Source organism: Gemmatimonadaceae bacterium (assembly GCA_019752115.1).
Classification (GTDB): Bacteria; Gemmatimonadota; Gemmatimonadetes; order Gemmatimonadales; family Gemmatimonadaceae; genus Gemmatimonas.
Genome location: JAIEMN010000077.1, coordinates 15,382 through 36,480, shown reverse-complemented (window position 1 = coordinate 36,480; position 21,099 = coordinate 15,382). Strand labels below are relative to the sequence as shown.

Sequence of the window (21,099 nt, the reverse complement as noted above, 5' to 3'; positions counted from 1 at the left end):
CGCCGGTGCTCAGTGTCTGCGCTGGGCGTCCGGCACCAGTTGCAGGGCCAGGCGCACACTCACGCGGTTCGACGGGGGATTCCCGATCACCGTCAGTACGCCGCTCCATCGCCGAGCGGTTGAATCACGAAGCGTGAAGGTGGTCACCGCCACGCTCGCCGTCTTCGTGCGTTCGGCGTCCGTCCATCCCGCCGCCAGCAGCTGGCGGCGATAGTGCTCGGCGATGTCGGTGACCGGAAGATCGGTCATGATGCGGGCATCGGCATACGCCTCATCAATGCCTCCCCCGGATCCGCCGCCGGTGGTATTCGCGCCGGGCATGGGAGCAAGGGCGGGGATCAGGTTCATCGCGGCACTGCCGCTGCGGTCCGTGGGCGCGCGCATCGCGTCCGGATCGCAGATGGGGCGCGGTCCCGGTTGATGCGTGAGCGAGACGACGGTTTCCGTTCCGCGAGCCTCGGTGACGCTCACCATGAGCAGGTCCCGGTTGCGACAGTACATCGGGTTGGGCGTGGCTGACCCGGTGAACCCACTGCTCTGAAAGCCCGGTCGCGAGACAACGGGAGGCGCGGGTGGTGTCGCCCAACCGGCGACGTCGAAGCGCCGACGGAGGGTGTCCAGCGTGGCGAGCCGCGTCCACGGAAAGGACACGATCGAGGTCTCCGTACCCTGACCATACCGGGATCCGTGCACGTACCCGCCACGGAGCACGTTCGAGTCGAGTACCGAGATCGGCTGTCCAACCGCGAGCCTGGCGCCGCCGAGGAGGTGGCGCACCAGTTCCGTGGGGACCATCGAGTCGATGCCAACCGGGGGGCGGGTGATCGTGGTGCGGAGTGAGGGCGCCGAGATGTCGAGGATGACGGACGCGGCGACCGCGGACCGGGCGGTGGGTCCCGCCGGCGGTGCGGCGAAGTTCACCGGAGCGATCCGCAGGCTGGTGATCCCGGGCTCGAGTGCCGTGATCACTCCACCGCGCAACGTCGCCATCGCGTTGTCCTGCAGACTGAAGCTGGGGACAAAGCCAGCCACCGGACGGCCCGCGGAATCCAGTGCCGTGACCTGTATGCGGTTGAACGGGACGGCTTCGCCAACGGCCAGCGTGATGCGAGCCGGCGTCACGCGCAACGTGCGGACGCGCGCCGACGCGTCCATCGCCACCCGCTGGGACTCACGAATCGCTCGCGCTCGTGCCGAGGTATCGGTTGCGAGCGGGAGGCCACCGCCGACGCGCTCGGCCGACAGCACGGCCGTGAGCTGCGGCGTGGGCGTGGGCGTGGGCGTGGGGGCGGACACGGGTGCTTTTGCGCTGCACCCCATCAGGAGCAACGCCAACATTGCGGACCGAAGCGTGTGCATCGGGCTACCTCCACATGGCAAGAATTCCATTGCACGGGTCGCGAAGAGCGGAGCGACGGCGAGAGCAGTATGCGCTTGATCACCGCGCCCGGCAAGCAGAGGCGTTCGGCGTCGCGCGAAGCGGATACCAGCTCCGGGGCGGTGGGCAGCGCGGGTCGCCACCGCGAGCGTAGGTATGCAGATTTCGATCCCATCTCGCCTCCGCCGCAAGCCCCCCACCTTCGGGCGATTCTCCACGCGCAACCGATCGTACTCCCGATGCTCCATTGCCTTCTGCTGGCGTCGCTGTTCGCCGTAGCCTCGCCCTCGCCCGCCCGCGCCGCGGCGGATTCCGTGCAGACCCGCTTGCAGCGGCTCGCCGACAGCGTCGTCGCCGCGCGGCCGCGCATGCCGGGGCTCATCATCGCGGTGGAACAGCCGGCTACGGGCAAGCGCTGGAGTGTGGCCGCGGGACTCTCAGATACGGCGCGCAAGATCAAACTTTCTCCTGATCAACCGGTGCGCCTGGCGAGCAACACCAAGACCTACACCGCCGCCGCGGTGCTGCGGCTCGTGGAGATGGGGAAGCTCGCGCTGAGCGATCCGCTGGCCAAACATCTGCCGCCGGCCATCGACTCGCTCCTCCGCGGCGATGGCTATGCGACCGACGTCATCACCATCGAGCAGGTGCTGAACCACCGGGCGGGATTCAGTGAGCACCCGTCCGTGCGCAGCTTCCTGACCATGCTACGCACCGATCCACAGCATCACTGGACGCCGCGCGAGCAGCTGCAGTGGCTCGTGGACAGCCTGGCGCCGGTGGGGCCGCCGGGGGCGCAGTTCCGCTATTCCGACGACGGCTACGTGCTCCTCGGGATGATCGTGGAGCGGTATACCGGAAAGCCCCTCGGGCCCGCGGTGCGGTCGCTCGTACGCTTCGACAAGCTTGGGCTCAAGCACACCTGGTGGGAGCGGCTGGAGCCGGCCCCGCGCGGGGAACCGGACCGCGCGCACCAGTATCTCGGCGGGCTCGACGCGTATGGTGTCGACCCGTCCTTTGACCTCTTCGGTGGCGGCGGCATCGTGGCGCCGATGGCCGATCTCGCGCATTACCTCACGGCGCTGCTGGGCGGCGAGGTGTTCGACAAGCGCGAGACCCTCGAGACCATGAATCGCCCGCGAAGCCCGGAGATGAACGGGTACGGCATGGGCCTCTTCGGCTCCACCGCGGGCGGCCTCACCGGGCGTGGCCACAGCGGCTTCTGGGGAACGACCGCGATGGTCTTCCCGGACGCCGGGGTGACGATCGCGATCGCCATCACGGACCAGGGGGAGTTCCGGCAGGCGAACGCCGTGATGGGTGCGGTGCTGAAGCTGGTGACGGCGGATCGGTAGGAGCTGCGTCCACCGCTTCGTGCGGGGGCGCGTGGCGGCGCGTGACCGGCTCTCTCAGAACGCTTTCGCCGCCACGAAGCCCGCCACGGCTTGCCACCAGGCCGACTGGCCCTGGCCCTGCATCGTGGCGGCGCACAAGGCCATGCCGAGATACGTCAGGAGGGGAATGGGCGATTTCTTCTGGCGCAGGTCGAACACCAGCCACACCAGAGGCAGCACAAGGAACGTCAGCCCCAGCACCGCCCCCGCGATCTGCGGCGGCAGATTCGCCAAGGCGAATCGCCCGAGCCCAGGCCCCAGCATGATCAGGCCAATGCCGGTGAAGAACCGCATGTGCCAGTCCGGCCGGCGACGGTACGCGATGCCCAGCGCATACAGGATCCCGATGTAGACCACATCCGGGAGACCGGTGCGACTGAGCACCGCCAGCGCATCCGTCTCGCTGAGATGATGGACGAGCAGATTCTTGTGGTACTGCGCACGCGCCATCAGAAAGAACGACGCCAGGAGCAGGGGCATCACCACGTACGACGCCTTCCCCAGCGCGCGATGCGTGCGGAACCGCTTGGCGCGAATCAGAAAGGCTTGCGCGATCAGCATGCCAATCCAGGTCAGCCCGATCGCGGCGTGCACATGGAAGGCCCAGTCGTACCCCGTAAACGCTGGAAATCGACTGAAATAGCTTGGAAAGAAGCCAAGCACGGTGAAGCCGAGCACCACGAGAAAGAAGAACCCGACGTTCCGCTGCAGCAGTCGTTCCATGGGGCCTCGAGATGGGGGAGGTGCTCCATGCGTATCTTCCGGTGTCGGCCTTGCTTTCACAAGGCGTTGCAGGGACCGCCGATGCAACCCTTCGTAGCACCACTGAGGATCCATATGCAGAGACGGGCGTTTGGTCGCTACTTCATGGCCCTTGGGCTGGCGTTCGGCGCCAGCAGCCGCTCCATCGCTGCGCAGCGTCGGCTGCCGGTGCTCGACATGCACATGCATGCGCGTGAGGCGGCCCACTATGGCGCGACGGGGCTGCCGCTTTGCGCGCCGGTCACGCGGATGCCGCGATGGGATCCACGCGCGCCGTTCGGCAGCGATACCACGGCGCCCGCGCCCTGCGCCTCGCCTATCGTATCCCCGGCCACGGATTCCGCGCTCCTGCGCGCGACGCTCGCCAGCATGACCCGCTTCAACGTCATCGGCGTGCTGGGCGGCACACCGGAGCTTGTAGCGGCGTGGCAGCGCGCCGCGCCCGGGCGGTTCATCGCCGGGCTCGATCTCCGTTTCGACGCCGCGACCGGTGCGGCCCGTGCGGCGACCGCTGAGGGCGTCACGCCGCGGCTCCTGCCGATCGACACGGTGCGCGCGCTCTACGACGCTGGCGCGTTCACGGTGCTGGCCGAGGTGATGAACCAGTACGCGGGGATCGCACCCGATGATCCACGTCTCGAGCCGTACTGGGCCTTCGCCGAGGCTCGCGACATTCCGGTCGGGATTCACGTGGGGGGTGGCGGCCCGGCGGAGCCGTACACCGGCTCCCCGGCGTTTCGGGCCCGCCTCCAGAGCGCACTGACACTGGAAGAGGTGCTCGTGCGGCACCCCAAGCTGCGACTCTACGTCATGCACGCGGGCTATCCGCTGCGTGAGGATCTGCAGGCGTTGCTGTTCACGCATCCGCAGGTCTACGTAGAACTCAGTATGGCCGTCAACGTCGAGGCGCGGCCGGCGTTCTATCGTTTTCTGCGGGAGTTGGTCGAGGCCGGCTACGGCGACCGGATCATGTTTGGCTCGGACCAGATGGTGTGGCCCGGCCTCATTGATGCGGGGGTGCGCTCGATCGAGGCCGCCCCGTTTCTGAGCGTGCAGCAGAAGCGCGACATCCTGTACAACAATGCGGCGCGATTTCTCCGGCTTTCACCGGCGGTGATCGCGCAGCATCACGGGCGCGTCACTCTTCCAGCAGCTCGTCCAGGTTCTCCACGCACGTCGGGCAGATCCCGTGACTGAACAGCGCGTCGGAGTGCGCCGAGATGTATTCCTCGAGGCGCTCCCAGCTGTGATCGTCGGCGCGAATCTTCTTGCAGTAGCTGCAGATTGGGATGATGCCCCGGAGTTGCTTGAGCTGCGTCTCCAGGCTCGCCCGCAGCTCCTCCTGTGTCTGCGCCAGTCGTTCGGCCGCCTGACGTCGCTCCGTGATGTCGGTGACGAACACGGTCAGGCCGGTGATGTGCCCCGTGCCGTCGTACAGCGGAGAGTAGCGGTTCTCCCAGTACGTGCGTTGTAATTCCGCGTCGCCGTACTCCTCTTCCAGGAGTAGGTTCTCGCCGGCCAGTGCGGCGTCGAAGTTCGTCTTCGCTTTCTGCCGGTCGGCGTCGTCACGGATGACGTCCAACATGCACGTCCCGATGTCGATGGTCGCGCCCCAGATGTGCTGCATCGTCTGCGCGTGCGCCCGGGCGAACGAGGTATAGCGGTACGCACGGTCCAGCGAGAAGAAGATCACGCCGTGCGGGCTCTCCAGGATATTCTGGAGGAGCAGGAGCTGTTGCCGGTTGCGGTCGAGCTCCTGCAGGGCCGCTTCATGCGACAGGCGCATGCGATACCTCACTGCGCAGTACGTTATGCTATCGTCCAGTGACCGGAGCCAACCCGGGATCAGCCGTTCGACGTGGATAGAGCAAGTATACGCGCCGGTTGCCCGGACGCGAATGGAGTGCGAACCCCCTGAGGTGGATGTCACGCGCATGACCCTGACTCATGGCCCCCTGCACGCCGCGATCGGTCGACACTTCATCGAGCACGGCCGGGCGCCCTCCATTGCGGAGCTCAGCCAGCAGTTCGCGCTCGATGCGGCGATCGTCGCCGATGCGCTGCGGGCGCTCGCCGACTACCACGGCGTGGTGCTGCATCCCATGAGTGGGGAGATCTGGGCGATGCACCCGTTCTCCGCCGCGCCCACCCTCTTCTGGGTGGAGAGCGGCGGCAAGGGGTGGTGGGGCAACTGTGCCTGGTGTTCACTGGGGATTGTCGCGTTGCTGGGGGCCGACGCCACGATCAGCACGCGGCTGGGCGGCGAGGCCGCCCCGGTCACGCTGCGGATCGAGCAGGGCGCGGTGATTCCGCCCGACCATTACGTGCACTTCCCGATTCCCATGATGCAGGCGTGGGACAACGTCACCTACACCTGCAGTACCATGCTCGTGTTCGAGACGCCCGACGCTGTCGATCGCTGGTGCACGCGGCATGGCATCCCGCGCGGCGATGTCCAGCCGCTCTCCACGGTGTGGGCGTTCGCGCAGGCGTGGTATGGACGCCATCTCGACCCGGCGTGGACGAAGTGGACGACCGAGGAGGCGCGTGCGCTGTTCGCGCGCTTTGGCCTGACCGGTTCCACGTGGGCGCTTCCGGCTTCGACGGAGCGATTCTGAGCCGAGGCGAGCGAGGGCGCGTCCGGGCGCCGTGAAACTCTCGGGCGACGTCGCCCGGTAGTACGCGCATGGGATGGTCGTCTCGTCCATGTCGTCGCCTTCATATCGCCTTCATATCGCCTCCATACCATGCGCCTGACGCGTCCGCTGCTCTCCGGCCTGCTCATGGGGCTGAGTCTGCTCCTGCGCCCCACCGCGGGCGCCGCCCAAACGGTGGCGGATACCGCGAACGGGCTCACCGCGGGCCCGATGTTCGACGCGCTCGCCCGCATGGACAGCGTGCTGTTCGACGCGTCGTTTGTTTCGTGCGATGCGAAGAAAGCCAACGCGATCTTCACCGACGACGTGGAGTTCTATCACGATCAGACGGGGCTCGCGGTGGGCGAGCAGGTACGCGAGGATACGCGACGGCTCACGGCCTCCTGTCCGCGAGGCCACGGTGTCACGCGGACCCTGATCCCCGGCAGCCTGCGCGTCTATCCGATCAAGGGCGTCGGCGCCGTACAGATGGGCGTTCACCGCTTTGATGAACGCGGCGCCAGCACCAGCACCCTCACGCGGTTCGTTCATGTGTGGCGCCTGGATGACGGCGTGTGGCGGCTCGCGCGGGTGTTGAGTCTGGATCATCACCCGATCCCTCGGCCGTCAACGGACGATCGCACGGGCGTGGACCACCCCGCGACGGGCAGGCCGTAGCGCCGCGACCGAGCCTGGGTTGCCGCGCCTCGCGGACGCGCGTCACCGGCCACACATTGCGGCGCATGCCCCACGGTGTGGGGCTCGATCCGTCCTCCTCGCCCACCGACTCCTCGTGACGCTTCCGCATCGATTCCTCGCCGCGTTTGCCCTGCTGCTGACCACCGCCGCCCGCAGCGTCGCGCAGGCACCCGCCAGTGAGCTGACCCGGCTGCTCGAACGCGACCTCGCCACGTACCCCGCGCGAGCCGGCGTCTACGTGAAGAATCTGCGCACCGGCGAGGAGGCCATGGTGAACGCCGATCAGGCGTTCAATAGCGCGAGCGTCATCAAGCTCGCCGTCATGGTCCGGGCGTTTCAGTTGGCCGATCAGGGCACGCTCGATCTCGACGCGCGCAAGGAGATCCGGCGTGCCGACATCCGGCCGGGTTCGGGCGTCTTTCAGTTTCACACGCCGGGGCTGCAGCCCACCGTGCACGATCTCCTGCTCGAGATGATCATCACGAGCGACAACACCGCCACCGACATGCTGGTGTCGCTTGTGGGTGGGGTGGACAGCCTGAATACCTGGCTCAAGGCGTCGGGCTTTACAAATACAGAGGTGATCGGCCCGGGCTACCGCTATCGCCGTCGCGTGCTCGCGGCCTTCCATCCGATGTTCGCCAACCTCACGGCCGAGGAAACGACGGGGCTGGAGTACGCCGAGACCGACAACCCGCTCTTTGCCCAGTATGCCTCGCTGTTCGTGGGGGAGCGCGCCGCCTGGGTGGCCATGATGCGGGACCCCGACGCGCGGAAGCGGCTGCGGGCGTTGCGCAATGAGATCACCATTGCCGACCGGGCCTACTGGCTTGGGGCCATGACGCCGCGCGAGACGGGGCGCCTGCTCGAAGGGATTGAGCGGGGAACGCTCGCCTCGGCGTCGAGTAGCGAGCGCATGAAGGTGCTCCTGCTACGGCAGCAGCTGGGAGCGCGCCGCATTCCCCACTTCCTGAGTGTGCCGGTGGGCCACAAGACCGGAGACAGCCAGGTGATCGCCAATGATGTCGGCCTCGTGTACACGCCCAAGGGCACCCTTGTGCTCTCGTTCTTCACGAACGGCGTCACGGGGCCCATGGGCGAAGCCGAAGACCGCATCGGGCGCACGGCGCGCGCAATTGTGGATTATTTCGACCGGGCTGTGTCGCCGCCGTCGCGGTGATACTGCTTGGTGTTGACGTCCACTCGGCTCGAGCCGCTACCGCCCGACGAGCCGCAACACCGCCTCGCGCACCGCCGGCCAGGTCACGGCCTGCGGTGACATCACCTCGTGGTGCGCCGCCTTGGGCACTACGACCACGTCCACCCGATCACCCGCCGCGCGCGCTTTGGCCGCATACGCCTCGAGATTCGCGCGTGGCATGATGCGGTCGGACTCGCCGGCGAGCATCACCTGTGGCACGCCGAGGGGCAGCCAGTTCACCGGCGACGCGTCGCGCCAGCGATCGGGCACCTGCTCGGCGGTCCCGCCGAGCAGCTTGGGGATGGTGCCCTCACCGCAGGCGGCGTCGCCATAGCGGTTGAAGTCCACGAGATCGCCCGGACCGCCCAGCGCGACGACGCCGGTGAGCGGGAGCGGGGCCGGGGCGTGCAGCGCCGACGAGGCCGGCAGCTGTTTGCGGGCCGCGAGCCAGAGCGCGAGTTGGCCCCCGGCCGAATGGCCGACGGCAACGACGTGCGTAAGATCGAGCGGGTACCGGCGCGCGATCGCGCGCAGTGAGTCGGCCGCCGCGCCGACGTCCGTGATGGTGCCGGGCCAGCCGCCGCCGGGGTTGTCGCGCCGGCGGTACTCCACGTTCCATGTCGCCACGCCCGCATCGCGCAACGCGTCGCTCAACGCCGCCGCGTTCTTCGCCGCCGCGTAGTCGTGCACCCAGCAGCCGCCGTGAATCACGATGGCCACCGCAAAGGGACCCGTGCCCGAGGGCAGGCGGAGTTCGCCAAACTGGAGCGAGTCGGTGCCGTAGGCAATGACGGCGTCCGGTGCCTTGCTCGGCAGCGCGTTCACATCGGCCGGGCGCAGGAAGGGCTGTGCGTGCGACAGCGCCGGCGTGGCGAGGGGCGTGCCACCGAACAGCGTCAGACAGGAGAGCGTGGCCGTGTGGCGACGGGTGAGCCGCCGGAGCGCTGCCGCGAGCAGCACGTGCAGCGTGATGATCGCGCCGTCGGAGGCCATGTTGAACCAGAAGCCGAACCGCCGCGGATCCGGATGCCAGAGCCCGTCGTAGAGCGCCTGAATGAGCGATACGCAGAGCAGGTCGGCGGCCACCAGCATCCCGACGATCAGCGCGACGCTGGCGAGGAGACCGCGTTGGCGCGTTCGCGTTGCCCCCCATGTGGTCCCGTACACCGCCACGGCCGACGCCCCCACGAGCACGGCGGTCGCACTCAGCGCCACCGCCCACGTCGGATGGAAGTCGCGCGTCGCCAACAGCCACGCGACGTACAGCGCGGCCCAGACCGCCGCATGCCGGGCAAGGCGGGGCGTGTGGCGTGCCGAGCGATCGGGCTCCGAGGGTGTGGTCGTCGTCATGCTGCAACGTTGGTGCGGAGCGCGACCGATCGCCACCGTTCCTCCACGCGGGTGGTGCTTCGTGCCCTTCGCGGTCCCCTTCGTGCCCCTTCGCGGCAGTTCCCCCCACCCGCTAGCCAAGCGCAGCGCCGCGCTGCAAGCTCCACGGGAACGCTCCTTGACCTGGCGAGGCAATAATGGCAGAACCGGTACTGCATGAGTCGGATCGCATGATCCAGAAGTGGGGGCTGCTCGTGGCGTGCGGTATCTACGCGGCCGCGGCAGTCGAGGCATGGCTGGCCCGTGGCGCCCTCGATCAGCTACTCAATGCGGCCGGTATGCTGGCGGGTTTTGCCATGCTCGGGCTGCCCGTGTGGTTGCCGCGTCACTGGAGCGAAGGCACCAACGCGGGCTACGCCTACGGGCCGCTCCCGCGATTGCTCCGCATCCAGCGGGTCGGGATCGTGCTCGGCTGCGCGCTCGTCATCGCCGGGGTCGTCGTTGGCTGGAGATCGTCGCCGGAGCCGCTGCATCGCGCACTGGCGCTCGTCATGGCGGTCATGGCCGCCGGCGTCGCGCGTGGCGCATGGCGGGCACGCCGTATCCTGGGCGTGCCGTCGGCGCGCCGATGAGCCGTCTCTTCACGCTTCGCACGGGAATGCCCACATGAATTGCGCTGCCTGCCGCACCCCCATGGACTCCCTCGGCCAGGTCCCCATCCGAGTCGGTGGCACCTCCGGCGGATGGCACCTCCTGCTGGGCGAGTGGGCTGACGTGACCGAAGGCGTGTTTCCCCTCGACGTGTATCGCTGCCCGCGGTGCAAACGGGTGGAATTCTTCGATCTGGACGAAAGCCTGCCGGGACGCTGATTCGTCTTGCGGGCCCCCGGGTTGGGGCGGAACTTCTCCCCATCTCCCACCCTCCCGGAGTCCGCGTGCCCCGTCCGCGTTACCCGTGGTCCCCGTCGACCCTCGTCGGCGGTCTGTGCCTTGTGCTTGGTAGCGCGCCCGCGAGCGCGCAACGCTCGCTCGCGCCGCTCGCGCCGAGCGGGCAGTCCGTGACGCCCGTCTTTGAAGGCTGGTACCGGAATGCCGACGGCACGTATTCGCTGTCGTTCGGCTATTTCAATCGCAACGACAAGGAGCGCGTCGAGATCGCGGTGGGCGACAGCAACTTCGTGTCGCCCGGGGAGCCCAATCAGGGGCAGCCCACGCACTTCGCCCCGCGGCGCAACTGGGGCGTGTTCACGGTCGTGGTCCCGGCGAACTTCGACCCCAAGGCCAAGGTCACCTGGACGCTCATCTCGCGCGGTCAGAAGACGGCCATTCCCGGAAGCCTCAACCCCGACTGGCAGATCGACGCCATCGAAGGGGAGGCGAGCGCCAACAACACCCCGCCCGCGCTGCGCTGGAGTGCGAGCACGCCGGAGGGGCGGGGCCCCGGCGGCGTGAAGGGCGGGCCGGTCGACGCGAAAGTCGGGGTGCCCACTGCGCTCACGATCCTGGCCACCGACGATGGCGCCACGAAGACGCCGGTGGACCTGAGCTGGTACAAGCACCAGGGACCCGGCACCGTGACGTTCTCCACGCCGACCAGCCGCCTCACGCCCACCGGCGGGACCGGCACCACCACCGCCACCTTCTCGGCGCCCGGCACGTACCTCGTGCGCGTGCGCGCGGGTGATGCCGCCGCCAGCACGGCCGGTCACTCGCAATGCTGCTGGACCAACGCCTTTGTCACCGTGAGGGTTACGCCATGAGCATGCGTCGAGGAATTCCGGCGGGGCTGTTGATCACCCTCGCGGCGCGCGCGCTGAGCGCGCAGACGGTCGCGAGTGCTGGCACCGCGGCCGGTGCCAACGTGCCGACCTATGCGAAAGACGTCGCCCCGATCTTTCAGGCGCGCTGTCAGGAGTGCCATCAGCCGGGTTCCATCGCGCCGATGTCGCTGCTGACCTACGATGACGCCAAGAAGTACTCGCGTCGCATCAAGGCCAAGGTCGAACAGCGCCTGATGCCCCCCTGGCATATCGATCGTACGGTGGGCATTCAGCAGTTCGCGAACGATCGGAGCCTCACCGACGCCGAGGTGAGCACCATCAGCCGCTGGGCCGATGCCGGAGCGCCGCTCGGCAATCCGGCGGACCTGCCGGCCGCGCGCACCTTCCCCGATCCCAATCGCTGGCAGCTCGCCGAGAAGCTCGGCAAGCCCGATCTGATCATCAAGAGCAAGCCGTACACGCTGGCCGCGCGGACGCAGGACAAGTGGTTCCGTCCCGAAGTGGAGACGGGCCTCACCGAGCAGCGCTGGGTGCGCGCGATTGAGATCAAGCCGGTCCGCGACCACGACCGCAAGATCGTGCATCACGTGCTCGCCTATCTGCTCCAGCCGGAACAGGGCGTGACGGGGCTCGCGAGTACGGCGCACGAGCATCAGAGCAATGCCGGCCTGTTCATGGAGTGGGCGGTGGGCAAGACGGGGCAGATCTTCCCGGCCGATGCCGGCAAGTTGATGCTCCCCGGCTCCAAGATCCGCTGGGAAGTGCACTACCATGCGATCGGTGAGGAGATCGCCGACAGCCAGGTGGAGATGGCGATCTACTTCTACCCGAAGGGCTTCGTGCCGCAGCATCGCACGGTGCTGCGCATGTTCGACCTCTCGCGTGGTCGCGATCTCGACATCCCGCCCAACGAGAAGACGATCACGCAGAACTACTATGTGATGCCGGCGCCCGGGCGCCTCGAGAATTTCCAGCCGCACATGCACATGCGCGGCAAGGCGATGGCGCTCGAGGCGGTGTATCCCGATGGCAAGACGGAAGTGATCAGCCAGGTCAGCAACTTCCAGTGGAACTGGCACATCAACTACATCTACGCCAGCGAAGCGGCGCCGCTGCTCCCCAAGGGCACGACGCTCATCTTCACCGCGTGGCACGACAACACGGCGGCGAACCCCAACAATCCCGATCCGGCGCAGTGGGTGGGCTGGGGGGATCGCACGGTGGACGAGATGGCGCACAACTGGATCGATGTGACGTATCTCGAACAGGATGAATTCGACAAACTCGTCGCCGCCCGCGCGGCGAAGAACGCCAAGAAGGCCGCTGCCACGCCGAGCCCCAGTCGTCCATGATGTCGTTGGTCACCACGCCGCGCCTGCGCGCGGCCGCCGTACTCCTGGCGCTCGCGGCGCCAGCTGCCTTCGCGCAGCGCGCGCCCATGTCCACCGCCAAGGGGGAGTGGCCCAGCTACAGTGGCGATACGAAGGGGTCGCGCTACGCGCCCTTCGATCAGATCACCGGCGCCAACTTCAACACGCTCGAAGTGGCGTGGCGCTTCAAGACCGATGCGCTGGGGCCGCGGCCGGAGTTCAAGCTCGAAGGCACGCCGCTCATGGTGGGCGGTGTGCTGTACACCACCGGTGGCACGCGCCGCGCGGTCGTCGCGCTCGATGCGGCGACGGGTGAGCTGCTGTGGATGCACAGCGAGAACGAAGCCGAGCGCGGGGCCGCGGCGCCGCGTCCGCTTTCGGGGCGCGGACTCGCCTACTGGAGCGACGGCAAGGACGCGCGCATCCTGTACACCACGCCGGGCTATCGCCTCATCGCGCTCGATGCCAAGACGGGTGCGCTGGTGAAGAGCTTCGGCGTGAACGGCGTGGTTGATCTCAAGAAGGAGATGGACGACCCCATTCTCCCCGATCTCACCACCGGCGAGATCGGCTATCAGGGAGCGCCCGTGGTGGCGCGCGATGTGGTGATCATTGGCGCCGCGTTCCGCGAAGGCGGCACGCCTAAGAGCTTCCGCAACAACAAGGGCGACATCCGCGGCTTCGATGTGCGCACCGGCAAGCGGCTCTGGAGCTTCCACACCGTGCCGCGGAAGGGCGAGCCGGGATACGACAGCTGGCTCAACAACTCGGCGGCTGATGCCGGCAACACGGGCGTCTGGACGCAGGTCGCCGCCGACGAAGAACTCGGCTTGGTCTATCTCCCCATCGAAAGCCCCACCGGTGACTACTACGGTGGCCATCGTCCCGGCGACAACCTGTACGGCGAAAGTCTGGTCTGTCTGGATCTCAAGACCGGCAAGAAGAAGTGGCACTACCAGATCGTGCATCATCCCATCTGGGACTTCGATCTCGCGGCGTCACCGATCCTTGCCGATATCACCGTGGGCGGGAAGCCGATCAAAGCCGTCGCCCTGCCGACCAAGCAGGGGATTTTGTATGTGTTCGACCGCGTGACCGGCGTGCCGGTGTGGCCGTTCGAAGAGAAGCCGGTGGAGAAGGGCGATGTACCGGGCGAGTGGTACGCGCCCACGCAGCCGTTCCCCACCAAGCCGGCGGCATACGCGCGCAACGGCGTCACGCTGGATGACCTCATCGACTTCACGCCGGCGCTCAAGGATGCGGGCCGTCAGGTTGCCGCGAAGTACAAGCTCGGGCCGATCTTCACGCCGCCGGTGGTGAGCAAGGCGGAGGGGCCGTTGGCCACGCTGTCGAACGGGCCCACGAATGGCGGGAGCAACTGGCCCGGCGGCTCCTACGATCCGGAGACGCAGATGGTGTACCTCTCGGCGTCGAACAACTCGCCGAGCCCGCTCGGCCTCGTAGCGCCACAGCCGGGGCAGTCGGACATGAAGTGGGTGCGCGGCTTTGCGCCCGGCGCGCCGCGGGGCGGGCTCACGGTGCAGGGGCTGCCGCTGCTCAAGCCGCCCTATGGCACCATTACCGCGATCGATCTCAAGACAGGTGACATCGCCTGGCAGGTGCCGCACGGCGAAACGCCCGACGCCATCCGCACGCACGACGCGCTCAAGGGGCTCACCATTCCGCGCACCGGCCAGTCGGGGAGTGTGGGGACGCTCGTCACCAAGACGCTGGTGATTGCCGGCGATCCCGAAGTGACCAACGTGGCGCCGCGCGGGCGCGCCGCGATGCTGCGCGCGTACGACAAGGCCACGGGCAAGGAGCTCGGCGCCGTGGCGATGCCCGCGCCGCAGAGTGGCTCGCCGATGACCTATGTCGTGGACGGCAAGCAGTACCTCGTGGTGGCGGTGAGCGGTGGCCCGTACTCGGGGGAGTACATCGCGTATCGCCTGCCGGTCGCGCGCCGGTGAGTCGTCGCGTGTCCCGATGGATCGCCGGCGCCGCGCTGCTGCTGCCGGTGGCCGCGGCGTTTCGCACCGCCGGTGGCGGCACATTGCCCCAGGAGCGCACCGTCTGGGACAGCGTCTACACCACGGCGCAGGCCGAGCGCGGGCAGCAGGCCTACGCCAAGGAGTGCGCCCGCTGCCACGCGGCGGAGCTCACCGGTGCCGATGCCGCGCCGGCGCTCACCGGCAGCGCGTTCACGAGCGCCTGGAACGGGCAACTGCTCGATGCGCTGCATGAGCGCATTCAGACCGCCATGCCCACAGACACGCCGGGCGTGTACAGCAAGGCGATGGTCACCGATGTGATTGCGTTCGTGCTCAAGTACAACGGCTTTCCGGCGGGGAGTGCGGAGCTGACGCACGAGAACGGGGCGTTGCATGGGGTGCGGTTTGTGGTGCCGAAGCCGGCTACGGACGCTCCATGAGGCGGATGATGCTCAGCGCGGCGATCGCGCTCCTCGCCTGCACGCCGCACCCACACACCGAGCCGGTCTCGCTTCCGTACTCCGTCTCGTTGCGGATGGCATCGAGTGAAACGCGACGGCCGTACCGGATCTGGGTGGCTCTCCCCGAAGGCTATCGTCGGGAGCAGGGGCCGTATCCCGTGTTGTACGCGGTGGATGCCAATGCGGAGTTCTTCACCGTGGTGGAAGCGGCGCGGCTGGCCGCTGAAGATGGCGACATCCCGACGCTCATTGTTGTGGGTATTGGCTACGACACGCCGAATCGGACGATCGCCGAGATCTTGGGGCCGCGCGGGCTGGACTTGACGCCCACAGTGGATTCGGCGCGCCTGCGCACCGAGACGGCGTCGGCCAAAGCCTCAGGCGCGGCACCGCCAGCAGGGTTCGGCGGCGGCCCGGCGTTTCTCCGCTTCATCAAGGCAGATCTGGCGCCCTACATCGAGCGCGAGTTCAACGGCAGTCCCGACGGACGCGGATTCTTCGGGCACTCGCTCGGCGGTCTCTTCGGCGTGTACGCGCTGCTGCAGGGCGAGGGCTTCTTCTCCCGCGTGCTCGCCGGGAGTCCGTCGCTGTGGTGGGACAATCGGGCCATGTTCGCGGCGGAGTCCGTGTTCGCGTCCCGGCATCGTGCACTGCCCGCGAAGGTGTTCCTGGCCGCGGGTGAGCTGGAGACGCGTCTGGGCCCCGACACGGAAGCGTTCGCGGAACAGCTGCGTGCACATCAGTACGAGGGACTGACGCTGCAGACGGTCCGCTTCGCCGGCGAGCGACATGATCCGGTCATTCCGGCGACGATCAGTCGCGGCCTTCGCTTCCTCTACGCGAAGTAACCCGCCTCACTTCCCGTTTCGACTGAGCACCTGCATGCGCATCACACCTCGCCTGACCCTGCTGTCGATTGGTCTGCTGACGCCGATCGTCTCCCCGGTCGCCGCGCAGAGCACCACCCCCACCATCGACGCGATCATCTCGCTCAAGCGCGTCGGCTCTCCCGAGATCTCGCCCGACGGCAAGTGGGTCGCGTACACCGTGCGCGAGACGAACTGGGAGCAGAACAGCTACGACACGAGCATCTGGCTGGCGGATGTGCGCACCGGCGCTGCGCGGCAGCTCACGCGGGGGCGGAAGTCGAGCACGAACCCCACGTGGGCGCCGGATGGACAGCGCCTGGCGTTCGCCAGCGATCGCACGGACCGCCGACAGCTGTATGTGGTGGATGTGCGGGGCGGGGAAGCCGAGCAGCTCACCACGGGTGAGGACAGCCCGGGGGCGTTTGCGTGGGCGCCCGATGGCAAGAGTCTCGCCGTGCTCTACGCCGATGCGCGCAGCGACGACGACAAGGCGCGCGAGGCGCGGCTCGGCGAGTTCGATGTGATCGATGCCGGCTACCGGATGACGCATCTCTGGGTGCTCGACGTCGCGACGCACGCGCGGCGCCGCATCACGGGTGGCGCGTACACCGTGGGCCGCTTCAGCTGGTCGCCGGATGGCAAGCAGATCGCCTTCGATCATCGCATCAATGGCGCGAACGCCAACGGCGGGTCGGCGGACATCTCGGTTGTTGAGGTGGCGACGGGCACCGTCCGCCCGCTGGTCACGCAGGCCGGGCCGGATGCGAACCCCATCTGGTCGCCCGACGGATCACGTATCGCGTTCGAAAGTCAGCTGGCGAGCCCGTCGTACTTCTTCACGAATGCCCACGTGGCCGTCGTGCCGGCGACGGGTGGCGCCATCACCGATCTCAGCGCCGCGTTCGACGAGAATCCGGGGCTGATCAAGTGGGTCGGCTCCACGATCTACTTCTCGGCGTCGGCTAAAACGTCGAGCTATCTCTTCGGGCTCGACCCCCAGACGCGAAAGACCACACGGTTCGCCGTGACCGACGCGTGGGCCGGATCGGCGTTCACCCTGAGCAGCGACGCGAGCATGGCGGCGTTCGTGGCAAGCGACCCCGTCACGTTCCCGGAGGTGTATGCCGCGCCGCTCGCGACCATGAAGCCGGTCAAGCTGTCGGATGTGGGCGCCGTCACGGCCGGGTGGCGTACGGGCGCCCTCGAGGTGATCTCGTGGAAGAGCAAGGATGGCGCGGTGATCGAAGGAGTGCTGCACAAGCCGGTCGGCTTCGTGCCCGGCAAGCGGTATCCGCTGCTCGTGGTCATTCACGGTGGCCCGACCGGCACGTCGCGCCCGGTTCCCTACAGCAGCGCCACGACCTATCCGATCGATCTGTGGACGGCGAAGGGCGCGCTGGTGCTCGAGCCGAACTATCGCGGCAGCGCCGGCTACGGTGAGAAGTTCCGGTCGCTCAACGTGCGCAACCTGGGCGTCGGCGATGCGTGGGATGTGCTGTCGGGGGTCGATCATCTCATCCAGACCGGCCTGGCCGATTCGGCGCGCGTAGGCGCGATGGGGTGGAGCCAGGGCGGCTACATCTCGATGTTCCTCACCACGCACGATGCCGCCCGCTTCAAAGCGATCAGCGCCGGCGCCGGGATCAGCGACTGGATGACGTACTACGTCAACACCGACATCACGCCGTTCACCCGCCAGTACCTCAAGGCCACGCCGTGGGATGATCCGGCGATTTACGCCAAGACGTCGCCGATGACGTACATCAAGGGCGCCAAGACGCCCACGCTGATTCAGCACGGGGCGACCGATCAGCGCGTGCCGCTGCCGAACGCCTTCGAGCTCTATCGCGGCCTGCAGGATGTGGGCGTGCCGAGCACGCTGATCGTGTATCGCGGTTTCGAGGGCATCGGCCATGGGCCGTCGCGCCCCAAGTCGAGCCGAGCGCTGATGGAGCACAACCTCGCGTGGTTCGGCAAGTACATCTGGGGTGAGGCCGACCCCAAGTTCTGAGGCGAGCGGTAGACGCCCGTCTGCGCCGCCTGCGCCCTCTCTCTTTCTTCCATTGCTCTCCATGTCTCGCCTTGCATCGTCGCTCTTCGCGCCGACCCGCGGCCTGCTCCTTCCGTTCCTCGCGGTGACGGCGGCGGCCTGCGCCTCCACCGAGCGGGCACGCACCGACTCCGCGGCAGCCGAGCCCGCGCCAGCCGCTGCATCAGCAGCCGCCGCCACGCCGGCGCTCGGCCCGGGCGAGGCGATGCTCCCGGTGCGCGGCGGGCGCATCTGGTACAAGCAGTCCGGGCAGGGGAAGGGGCTCCCCATGGTGCTCATCCACGGCGGACCGGGGGCCGGCAGCTTCTATCTCAAGCCGTTCGAAGCGCTGGGCGACGATCGGCCCATCATTCGCTACGATCAGCTGGGCGCGGGGAAGTCCGACCGGCTCACCGACACGACGCTGATGGTGATTCCGCGCTTCGTGGAGGAGCTCGATTCGCTACGGCGCGCGTTGCACGTCGAGCAATGGATCCTCAACGGACATTCGTGGGGCACGGTGCTCGCGCTTGAGTACTACAAGGCGCACCCGGAGCATGTCGCCGGCATCGTGTTCGGTGGCAGTGTCTTTGACTGGAAGGCCTACGCGCAGGAGACCGAGGCGTGGACGAAGACGCTCTCCGATTCCGCGCAGCGTGCGGTGGCGCAGTGGAAGCGCGATGGGAACGACAAGGCGCCCGGGTTCACGGCGGCGTCCGATGAGTTCTATGCGCGCTTCGTGTTCCGCACGCCCAACAAGGTGGACCTCGATTCCACGATGTCGATGTACGGCCAGCCGCAGTACGTCTACATGCAGGGCGCCTATGAATTCGTGGTGACCGGCACGCTCAAGAACTACGACCAGACAGCGGTGCTCCCGACTATCAAGGTGCCGGTGCTCGTGACGACCGGCGAGTTCGATGAGGTGGGCCCAAAGACCGTCGAGCGCCACGCGAAGATGATTCCGGGCGCCCGTTTCGTGCGCTACGCCGGGGCGTCGCACATCACCTCGTGGGATGCCACCGAGGCGAACGTGCGGGATGTCCGCGCGTTCGCCCGTGAGGTGGATGCGCGGAAATGACGGCCCGCCGCGTGCTATAATTGCCGAATGGCTGACGACCTCGCCGCCCTGACGCAGACCCTCGGACACCGCTACCGCCTCGAGCGTGAACTCGGGCGCGGCGGCATGGGGACGGTATACCTCGCGCGCGACCGCTCCCTCGATCGGCCGGTCGCGCTCAAGGTGCTCCCGCCGTCGCTGGCGGAGGTCCCCGAACTGCGCGAGCGCTTTCTGCGTGAAACACGCACGGCCGCCGGCTTTTCGCATCCCAACATCGTCCCGGTGTTCTCCGTTGAGGAACATGGACAGGCGTTGGCGTTCGCGATGGGGTTCGTGGAAGGCGAATCGCTGGCCGCCAAGGTCGCGCGTGAGGGGCCGATGTCGCAGCGCGCCGTCGTGCGCCTCCTGCAGGATGTGGCCTACGCGCTCGCCTATGCGCACGGGCGAGGCGTGGTGCATCGCGACATCAAGCCCGACAACATCATGATCGAGCGCGCGACCGGTCGTGCGCTCGTCATGGACTTCGGCATCGCCCGCGCCATTACGCCGGTGAGTGACGCGAAGGCCGGGCTCACGCGCGTGGGCGAAGTGGTCGGCACCCCGGAATACATGAGCCCCGAGCAGGCGACCGGCGATCATGTCGATGGACGCGCCGATCTCTACTCGCTGGGGCTGGTTGCGTGGTATGCGCTGACCGGCGACACCGCCATGAGTGGCGACAGCACGCAGCGCATTCTCGTGCGGCAGCTCACCGAGCCGGTGCCACCGCTCGGGCCGCTCCGCCCCGATCTGACGCCGGCGCTGGTGGCGGTCGTGGATCGCTGCTGCGAAAAGTCGGCCGAGGCGCGCTACGCGACCGCCGAAGCATTGGTGGAAGCGCTCGACGCCACGCAGCTGGTGGCGGCCGAGATTCCGGTCGCGGTGCGACTGCTCGCGACCGAACTGTCGTCGGTCACGACGCGCGCGCTGTCGGCGGTGGCGATGCTGGCGCTGGGGACGGCCATGATCCTGAGCAACGGCAATGGCAACGTGCTCGCGATCGGCCTCGTCGTGGCGGCCACCGCGTGGGTCATTTTCATGAATGCCCTGCGTGAGATCCGTCGCTTGCGCGGCGCGGGCTACTCGGCAGCGGAGTTGCAGCGGCTGTTGGGGATGACGCTCGCCGAGCAGGACGAGGAGCGGGCGCGGCGGGCTCTGGACCCGGTGCTGAGGAAGCGTCGTCGATTCCGCGTCATCCTGAGTTGGGCGATGCTGCTCTGGCAGGGGAGTGTGTTCGTCATGCTGCGGTCTCAGGCCGATGCCAACGGCAATGTGAAGCTGACGGGCAACGTCGCCGGCGTGACGTTTTTTGCCTCGCTGCTGGCCAGCGCCATGGCCATGGCCATTCTGCTCACCTCGCCCTTCCGTCGATCCTTTCCGCAGCGCCTGTTCGCGTTCACGTGGCTGGGGCCGATCGGCCACGCCGTCTTTCGCTGGTCGGCGCCGCGCGGATCCGCCTCGGCGAGCGTGGCGACCCTGGCGCCGCCGACGCGGCCGGCGCCCGTGGCCGTCACGACGCGCCCCGTGCCGACCGCGACGGCGAACACACCCTCCCTCGAGCGACTCGCGGCCGACGTCGCACAACTCACCGCGCGCGTGGACGCACTCGAAACCCGTCGTCCACGAGAGTCCTGATGCCCGTGCACGCGTCCGCATCGGCGGAGACGCGCTGGACCGTCACGCCCGTGGTGCTCGTCGCCGGGGCCGTCAGTTCGGGCGCCCTGGTGTTGTTGGCTGGCAATCTCTCACCGTTCGCCATCATCGCGGTGGGGCTCGTGGCCGGCCCACATCTGTTCTTCCTACGCCAAGTACGTGAAGAACTGCCGCGCGTAGCGTTGGTGGACCTCGCGGTCGCGCTGCTGCTGCTCGTGACCTCCATCGCGGCGTACCGGCCGTCGATCGTTCGCGGATCCTCTACCGCGTCGCTGATCTTCCTGTTTCTGCCGCTGGCGCAGGCCGCCGCGGTGCTCGTCGCCATGCTGCTGACGAAGCTGATCCGATGGCGGGCGTCTCGTCCCTGACCGTTGCTGCGGCTCCGCCCGCCGAGTATCTATGGAGTGGACCCGAGGCGCATCCCGCCCGATTCACTCGCATTGGGGA

20 protein-coding genes are annotated in these 21,099 nt (G+C 67.9%); 16 read left to right on the top strand and 4 right to left on the bottom strand.

The annotated features are described in order from the left end of the window. Window positions 1-9 precede the first annotated feature (9 nt). Window positions 10-1,296: a hypothetical protein gene (locus tag K2R93_21715; protein MBY0492468.1), complete on the bottom strand. Its 1,287-nt coding sequence runs from the start codon at window positions 1,294-1,296 to the stop codon at window positions 10-12. 321 nt (window positions 1,297-1,617) lie between these two features. Between K2R93_21715 and K2R93_21710 the strand changes: the two genes are divergently transcribed. After that, window positions 1,618-2,733, top strand: a complete 1,116-nt coding sequence (locus tag K2R93_21710; protein MBY0492467.1) for a beta-lactamase family protein — start codon at window positions 1,618-1,620, stop codon at window positions 2,731-2,733. 54 nt (window positions 2,734-2,787) lie between these two features. Here K2R93_21710 and K2R93_21705 read toward each other — a convergent pair whose 3' ends face one another. Continuing rightward, a complete protein-coding gene (locus tag K2R93_21705; GenBank protein ID MBY0492466.1) occupies window positions 2,788-3,495 on the bottom strand; it encodes a hypothetical protein in 708 nt (235 codons plus the stop codon). A 114-nt stretch (window positions 3,496-3,609) separates the two neighbouring features. Here K2R93_21705 and K2R93_21700 point away from each other — a divergent pair, with 114 nt between their 5' ends. Next, a complete protein-coding gene (locus K2R93_21700; protein MBY0492465.1) occupies window positions 3,610-4,731 on the top strand; it encodes an amidohydrolase family protein in 1,122 nt (373 codons plus the stop codon). Here K2R93_21700 and K2R93_21695 read toward each other — a convergent pair. After that, a complete protein-coding gene (locus K2R93_21695) occupies window positions 4,673-5,320 on the bottom strand; it encodes a PAS domain-containing protein (protein ID MBY0492464.1) in 648 nt (215 codons plus the stop codon). The two genes, K2R93_21700 and K2R93_21695, sit on opposite strands and share 59 nt — an antisense overlap. 148 nt (window positions 5,321-5,468) lie before the next feature. On the opposite strand from K2R93_21695, the gene K2R93_21690 reads away from it, so the two are divergent. The 3 genes from K2R93_21690 (at window position 5,469) to K2R93_21680 (ending at window position 8,049) form a co-directional block, all read left to right on the top strand. Further along, entirely contained in the window at window positions 5,469-6,152 is a 684-nt protein-coding gene (locus K2R93_21690; protein ID MBY0492463.1) for an alkylmercury lyase family protein, read from the top strand. Window positions 6,153-6,281: 129 nt separating this feature from the next. Continuing rightward, window positions 6,282-6,848: a nuclear transport factor 2 family protein gene (locus tag K2R93_21685; GenBank protein MBY0492462.1), complete on the top strand. Its 567-nt coding sequence runs from the start codon at window positions 6,282-6,284 to the stop codon at window positions 6,846-6,848. A gap of 115 nt (window positions 6,849-6,963) precedes the next feature. After that, window positions 6,964-8,049 carry a class A beta-lactamase-related serine hydrolase gene (locus tag K2R93_21680; GenBank protein MBY0492461.1) on the top strand — a complete coding sequence of 362 codons (1,086 nt, stop codon included), beginning with the start codon at window positions 6,964-6,966 and terminating at the stop codon, window positions 8,047-8,049. Between the two features lie 36 nt (window positions 8,050-8,085). On the opposite strand, the gene K2R93_21675 is transcribed toward K2R93_21680, so the two are convergent. Beyond that, entirely contained in the window at window positions 8,086-9,420 is a 1,335-nt protein-coding gene (locus tag K2R93_21675; GenBank protein ID MBY0492460.1) for an alpha/beta hydrolase, read from the bottom strand. Between the two features lie 176 nt (window positions 9,421-9,596). On the opposite strand from K2R93_21675, the gene K2R93_21670 reads away from it, so the two are divergent. The 11 genes from K2R93_21670 (at window position 9,597) to K2R93_21620 (ending at window position 21,020) form a co-directional block, all read left to right on the top strand. Beyond that, entirely contained in the window at window positions 9,597-10,031 is a 435-nt protein-coding gene (locus K2R93_21670; protein ID MBY0492459.1) for a hypothetical protein, read from the top strand. 34 nt (window positions 10,032-10,065) lie between these two features. Further along, window positions 10,066-10,269, top strand: a complete 204-nt coding sequence (locus tag K2R93_21665; protein ID MBY0492458.1) for a hypothetical protein — start codon at window positions 10,066-10,068, stop codon at window positions 10,267-10,269. Between the two features lie 65 nt (window positions 10,270-10,334). Further along, the gene (locus K2R93_21660; protein MBY0492457.1) at window positions 10,335-11,159 is read left to right on the top strand and encodes a hypothetical protein; all 825 of its coding nucleotides are present in this window, start codon (window positions 10,335-10,337) and stop codon (window positions 11,157-11,159) included. Further along, window positions 11,156-12,532 carry a hypothetical protein gene (locus K2R93_21655; protein ID MBY0492456.1) on the top strand — a complete coding sequence of 459 codons (1,377 nt, stop codon included), beginning with the start codon at window positions 11,156-11,158 and terminating at the stop codon, window positions 12,530-12,532. Before K2R93_21660 ends, K2R93_21655 begins: the two co-directional genes overlap by 4 nt. Then, on the top strand, window positions 12,529-14,520 hold the full coding sequence (locus tag K2R93_21650) for a pyrroloquinoline quinone-dependent dehydrogenase (protein MBY0492455.1): 1,992 nt from the start codon (window positions 12,529-12,531) through the stop codon (window positions 14,518-14,520). Before K2R93_21655 ends, K2R93_21650 begins: the two co-directional genes overlap by 4 nt. 8 nt (window positions 14,521-14,528) lie before the next feature. Further along, window positions 14,529-14,981, top strand: coding sequence for a cytochrome c (locus tag K2R93_21645; GenBank protein ID MBY0492454.1), 453 nt, complete (start codon window positions 14,529-14,531; stop codon window positions 14,979-14,981). Between the two features lie 5 nt (window positions 14,982-14,986). After that, the gene (locus K2R93_21640) at window positions 14,987-15,850 is read left to right on the top strand and encodes a hypothetical protein (GenBank protein ID MBY0492453.1); all 864 of its coding nucleotides are present in this window, start codon (window positions 14,987-14,989) and stop codon (window positions 15,848-15,850) included. 34 nt (window positions 15,851-15,884) lie between these two features. Further along, window positions 15,885-17,882 carry a S9 family peptidase gene (locus K2R93_21635; protein ID MBY0492452.1) on the top strand — a complete coding sequence of 666 codons (1,998 nt, stop codon included), beginning with the start codon at window positions 15,885-15,887 and terminating at the stop codon, window positions 17,880-17,882. A gap of 61 nt (window positions 17,883-17,943) precedes the next feature. Next, the gene (locus K2R93_21630) at window positions 17,944-18,981 is read left to right on the top strand and encodes a proline iminopeptidase-family hydrolase (protein ID MBY0492451.1); all 1,038 of its coding nucleotides are present in this window, start codon (window positions 17,944-17,946) and stop codon (window positions 18,979-18,981) included. Window positions 18,982-19,008: 27 nt separating this feature from the next. Next, window positions 19,009-20,634 (top strand): serine/threonine protein kinase, encoded by a 1,626-nt coding sequence (locus K2R93_21625; GenBank protein MBY0492450.1) that lies wholly within the window; start codon window positions 19,009-19,011, stop codon window positions 20,632-20,634. Then, window positions 20,634-21,020 carry a hypothetical protein gene (locus K2R93_21620; GenBank protein ID MBY0492449.1) on the top strand — a complete coding sequence of 129 codons (387 nt, stop codon included), beginning with the start codon at window positions 20,634-20,636 and terminating at the stop codon, window positions 21,018-21,020. Before K2R93_21625 ends, K2R93_21620 begins: the two co-directional genes overlap by 1 nt. The last annotated feature ends 79 nt before the right edge of the window (window positions 21,021-21,099 follow it).

Excerpts from the sequence above, each read along its gene's own strand:
- K2R93_21625 (MBY0492450.1), top strand. The coding sequence starts at position 19,009 with ATGGCTGACGACCTCGCCGCCCTGACGCAGACCCTCGGACACCGCTAC.
- K2R93_21700 (MBY0492465.1), top strand. The coding sequence starts at position 3,610 with ATGCAGAGACGGGCGTTTGGTCGCTACTTCATGGCCCTTGGGCTGGCG.
- K2R93_21685 (MBY0492462.1), top strand. The coding sequence starts at position 6,282 with ATGCGCCTGACGCGTCCGCTGCTCTCCGGCCTGCTCATGGGGCTGAGT.
- K2R93_21710 (MBY0492467.1), top strand. The coding sequence starts at position 1,618 with ATGCTCCATTGCCTTCTGCTGGCGTCGCTGTTCGCCGTAGCCTCGCCC.
- K2R93_21630 (MBY0492451.1), top strand. The coding sequence starts at position 17,944 with ATGTCTCGCCTTGCATCGTCGCTCTTCGCGCCGACCCGCGGCCTGCTC.
- K2R93_21620 (MBY0492449.1), top strand. The coding sequence starts at position 20,634 with ATGCCCGTGCACGCGTCCGCATCGGCGGAGACGCGCTGGACCGTCACG.
- K2R93_21675 (MBY0492460.1), bottom strand. The coding sequence starts at position 9,420 with ATGACGACGACCACACCCTCGGAGCCCGATCGCTCGGCACGCCACACG.
- K2R93_21705 (MBY0492466.1), bottom strand. The coding sequence starts at position 3,495 with ATGGAACGACTGCTGCAGCGGAACGTCGGGTTCTTCTTTCTCGTGGTG.
- K2R93_21635 (MBY0492452.1), top strand. The coding sequence starts at position 15,885 with ATGCGCATCACACCTCGCCTGACCCTGCTGTCGATTGGTCTGCTGACG.
- K2R93_21690 (MBY0492463.1), top strand. The coding sequence starts at position 5,469 with ATGACCCTGACTCATGGCCCCCTGCACGCCGCGATCGGTCGACACTTC.
- K2R93_21640 (MBY0492453.1), top strand. The coding sequence starts at position 14,987 with ATGATGCTCAGCGCGGCGATCGCGCTCCTCGCCTGCACGCCGCACCCA.
- K2R93_21655 (MBY0492456.1), top strand. The coding sequence starts at position 11,156 with ATGAGCATGCGTCGAGGAATTCCGGCGGGGCTGTTGATCACCCTCGCG.
- K2R93_21670 (MBY0492459.1), top strand. The coding sequence starts at position 9,597 with ATGGCAGAACCGGTACTGCATGAGTCGGATCGCATGATCCAGAAGTGG.
- K2R93_21665 (MBY0492458.1), top strand. The coding sequence starts at position 10,066 with ATGAATTGCGCTGCCTGCCGCACCCCCATGGACTCCCTCGGCCAGGTC.
- K2R93_21650 (MBY0492455.1), top strand. The coding sequence starts at position 12,529 with ATGATGTCGTTGGTCACCACGCCGCGCCTGCGCGCGGCCGCCGTACTC.
- K2R93_21695 (MBY0492464.1), bottom strand. The coding sequence starts at position 5,320 with ATGCGCCTGTCGCATGAAGCGGCCCTGCAGGAGCTCGACCGCAACCGG.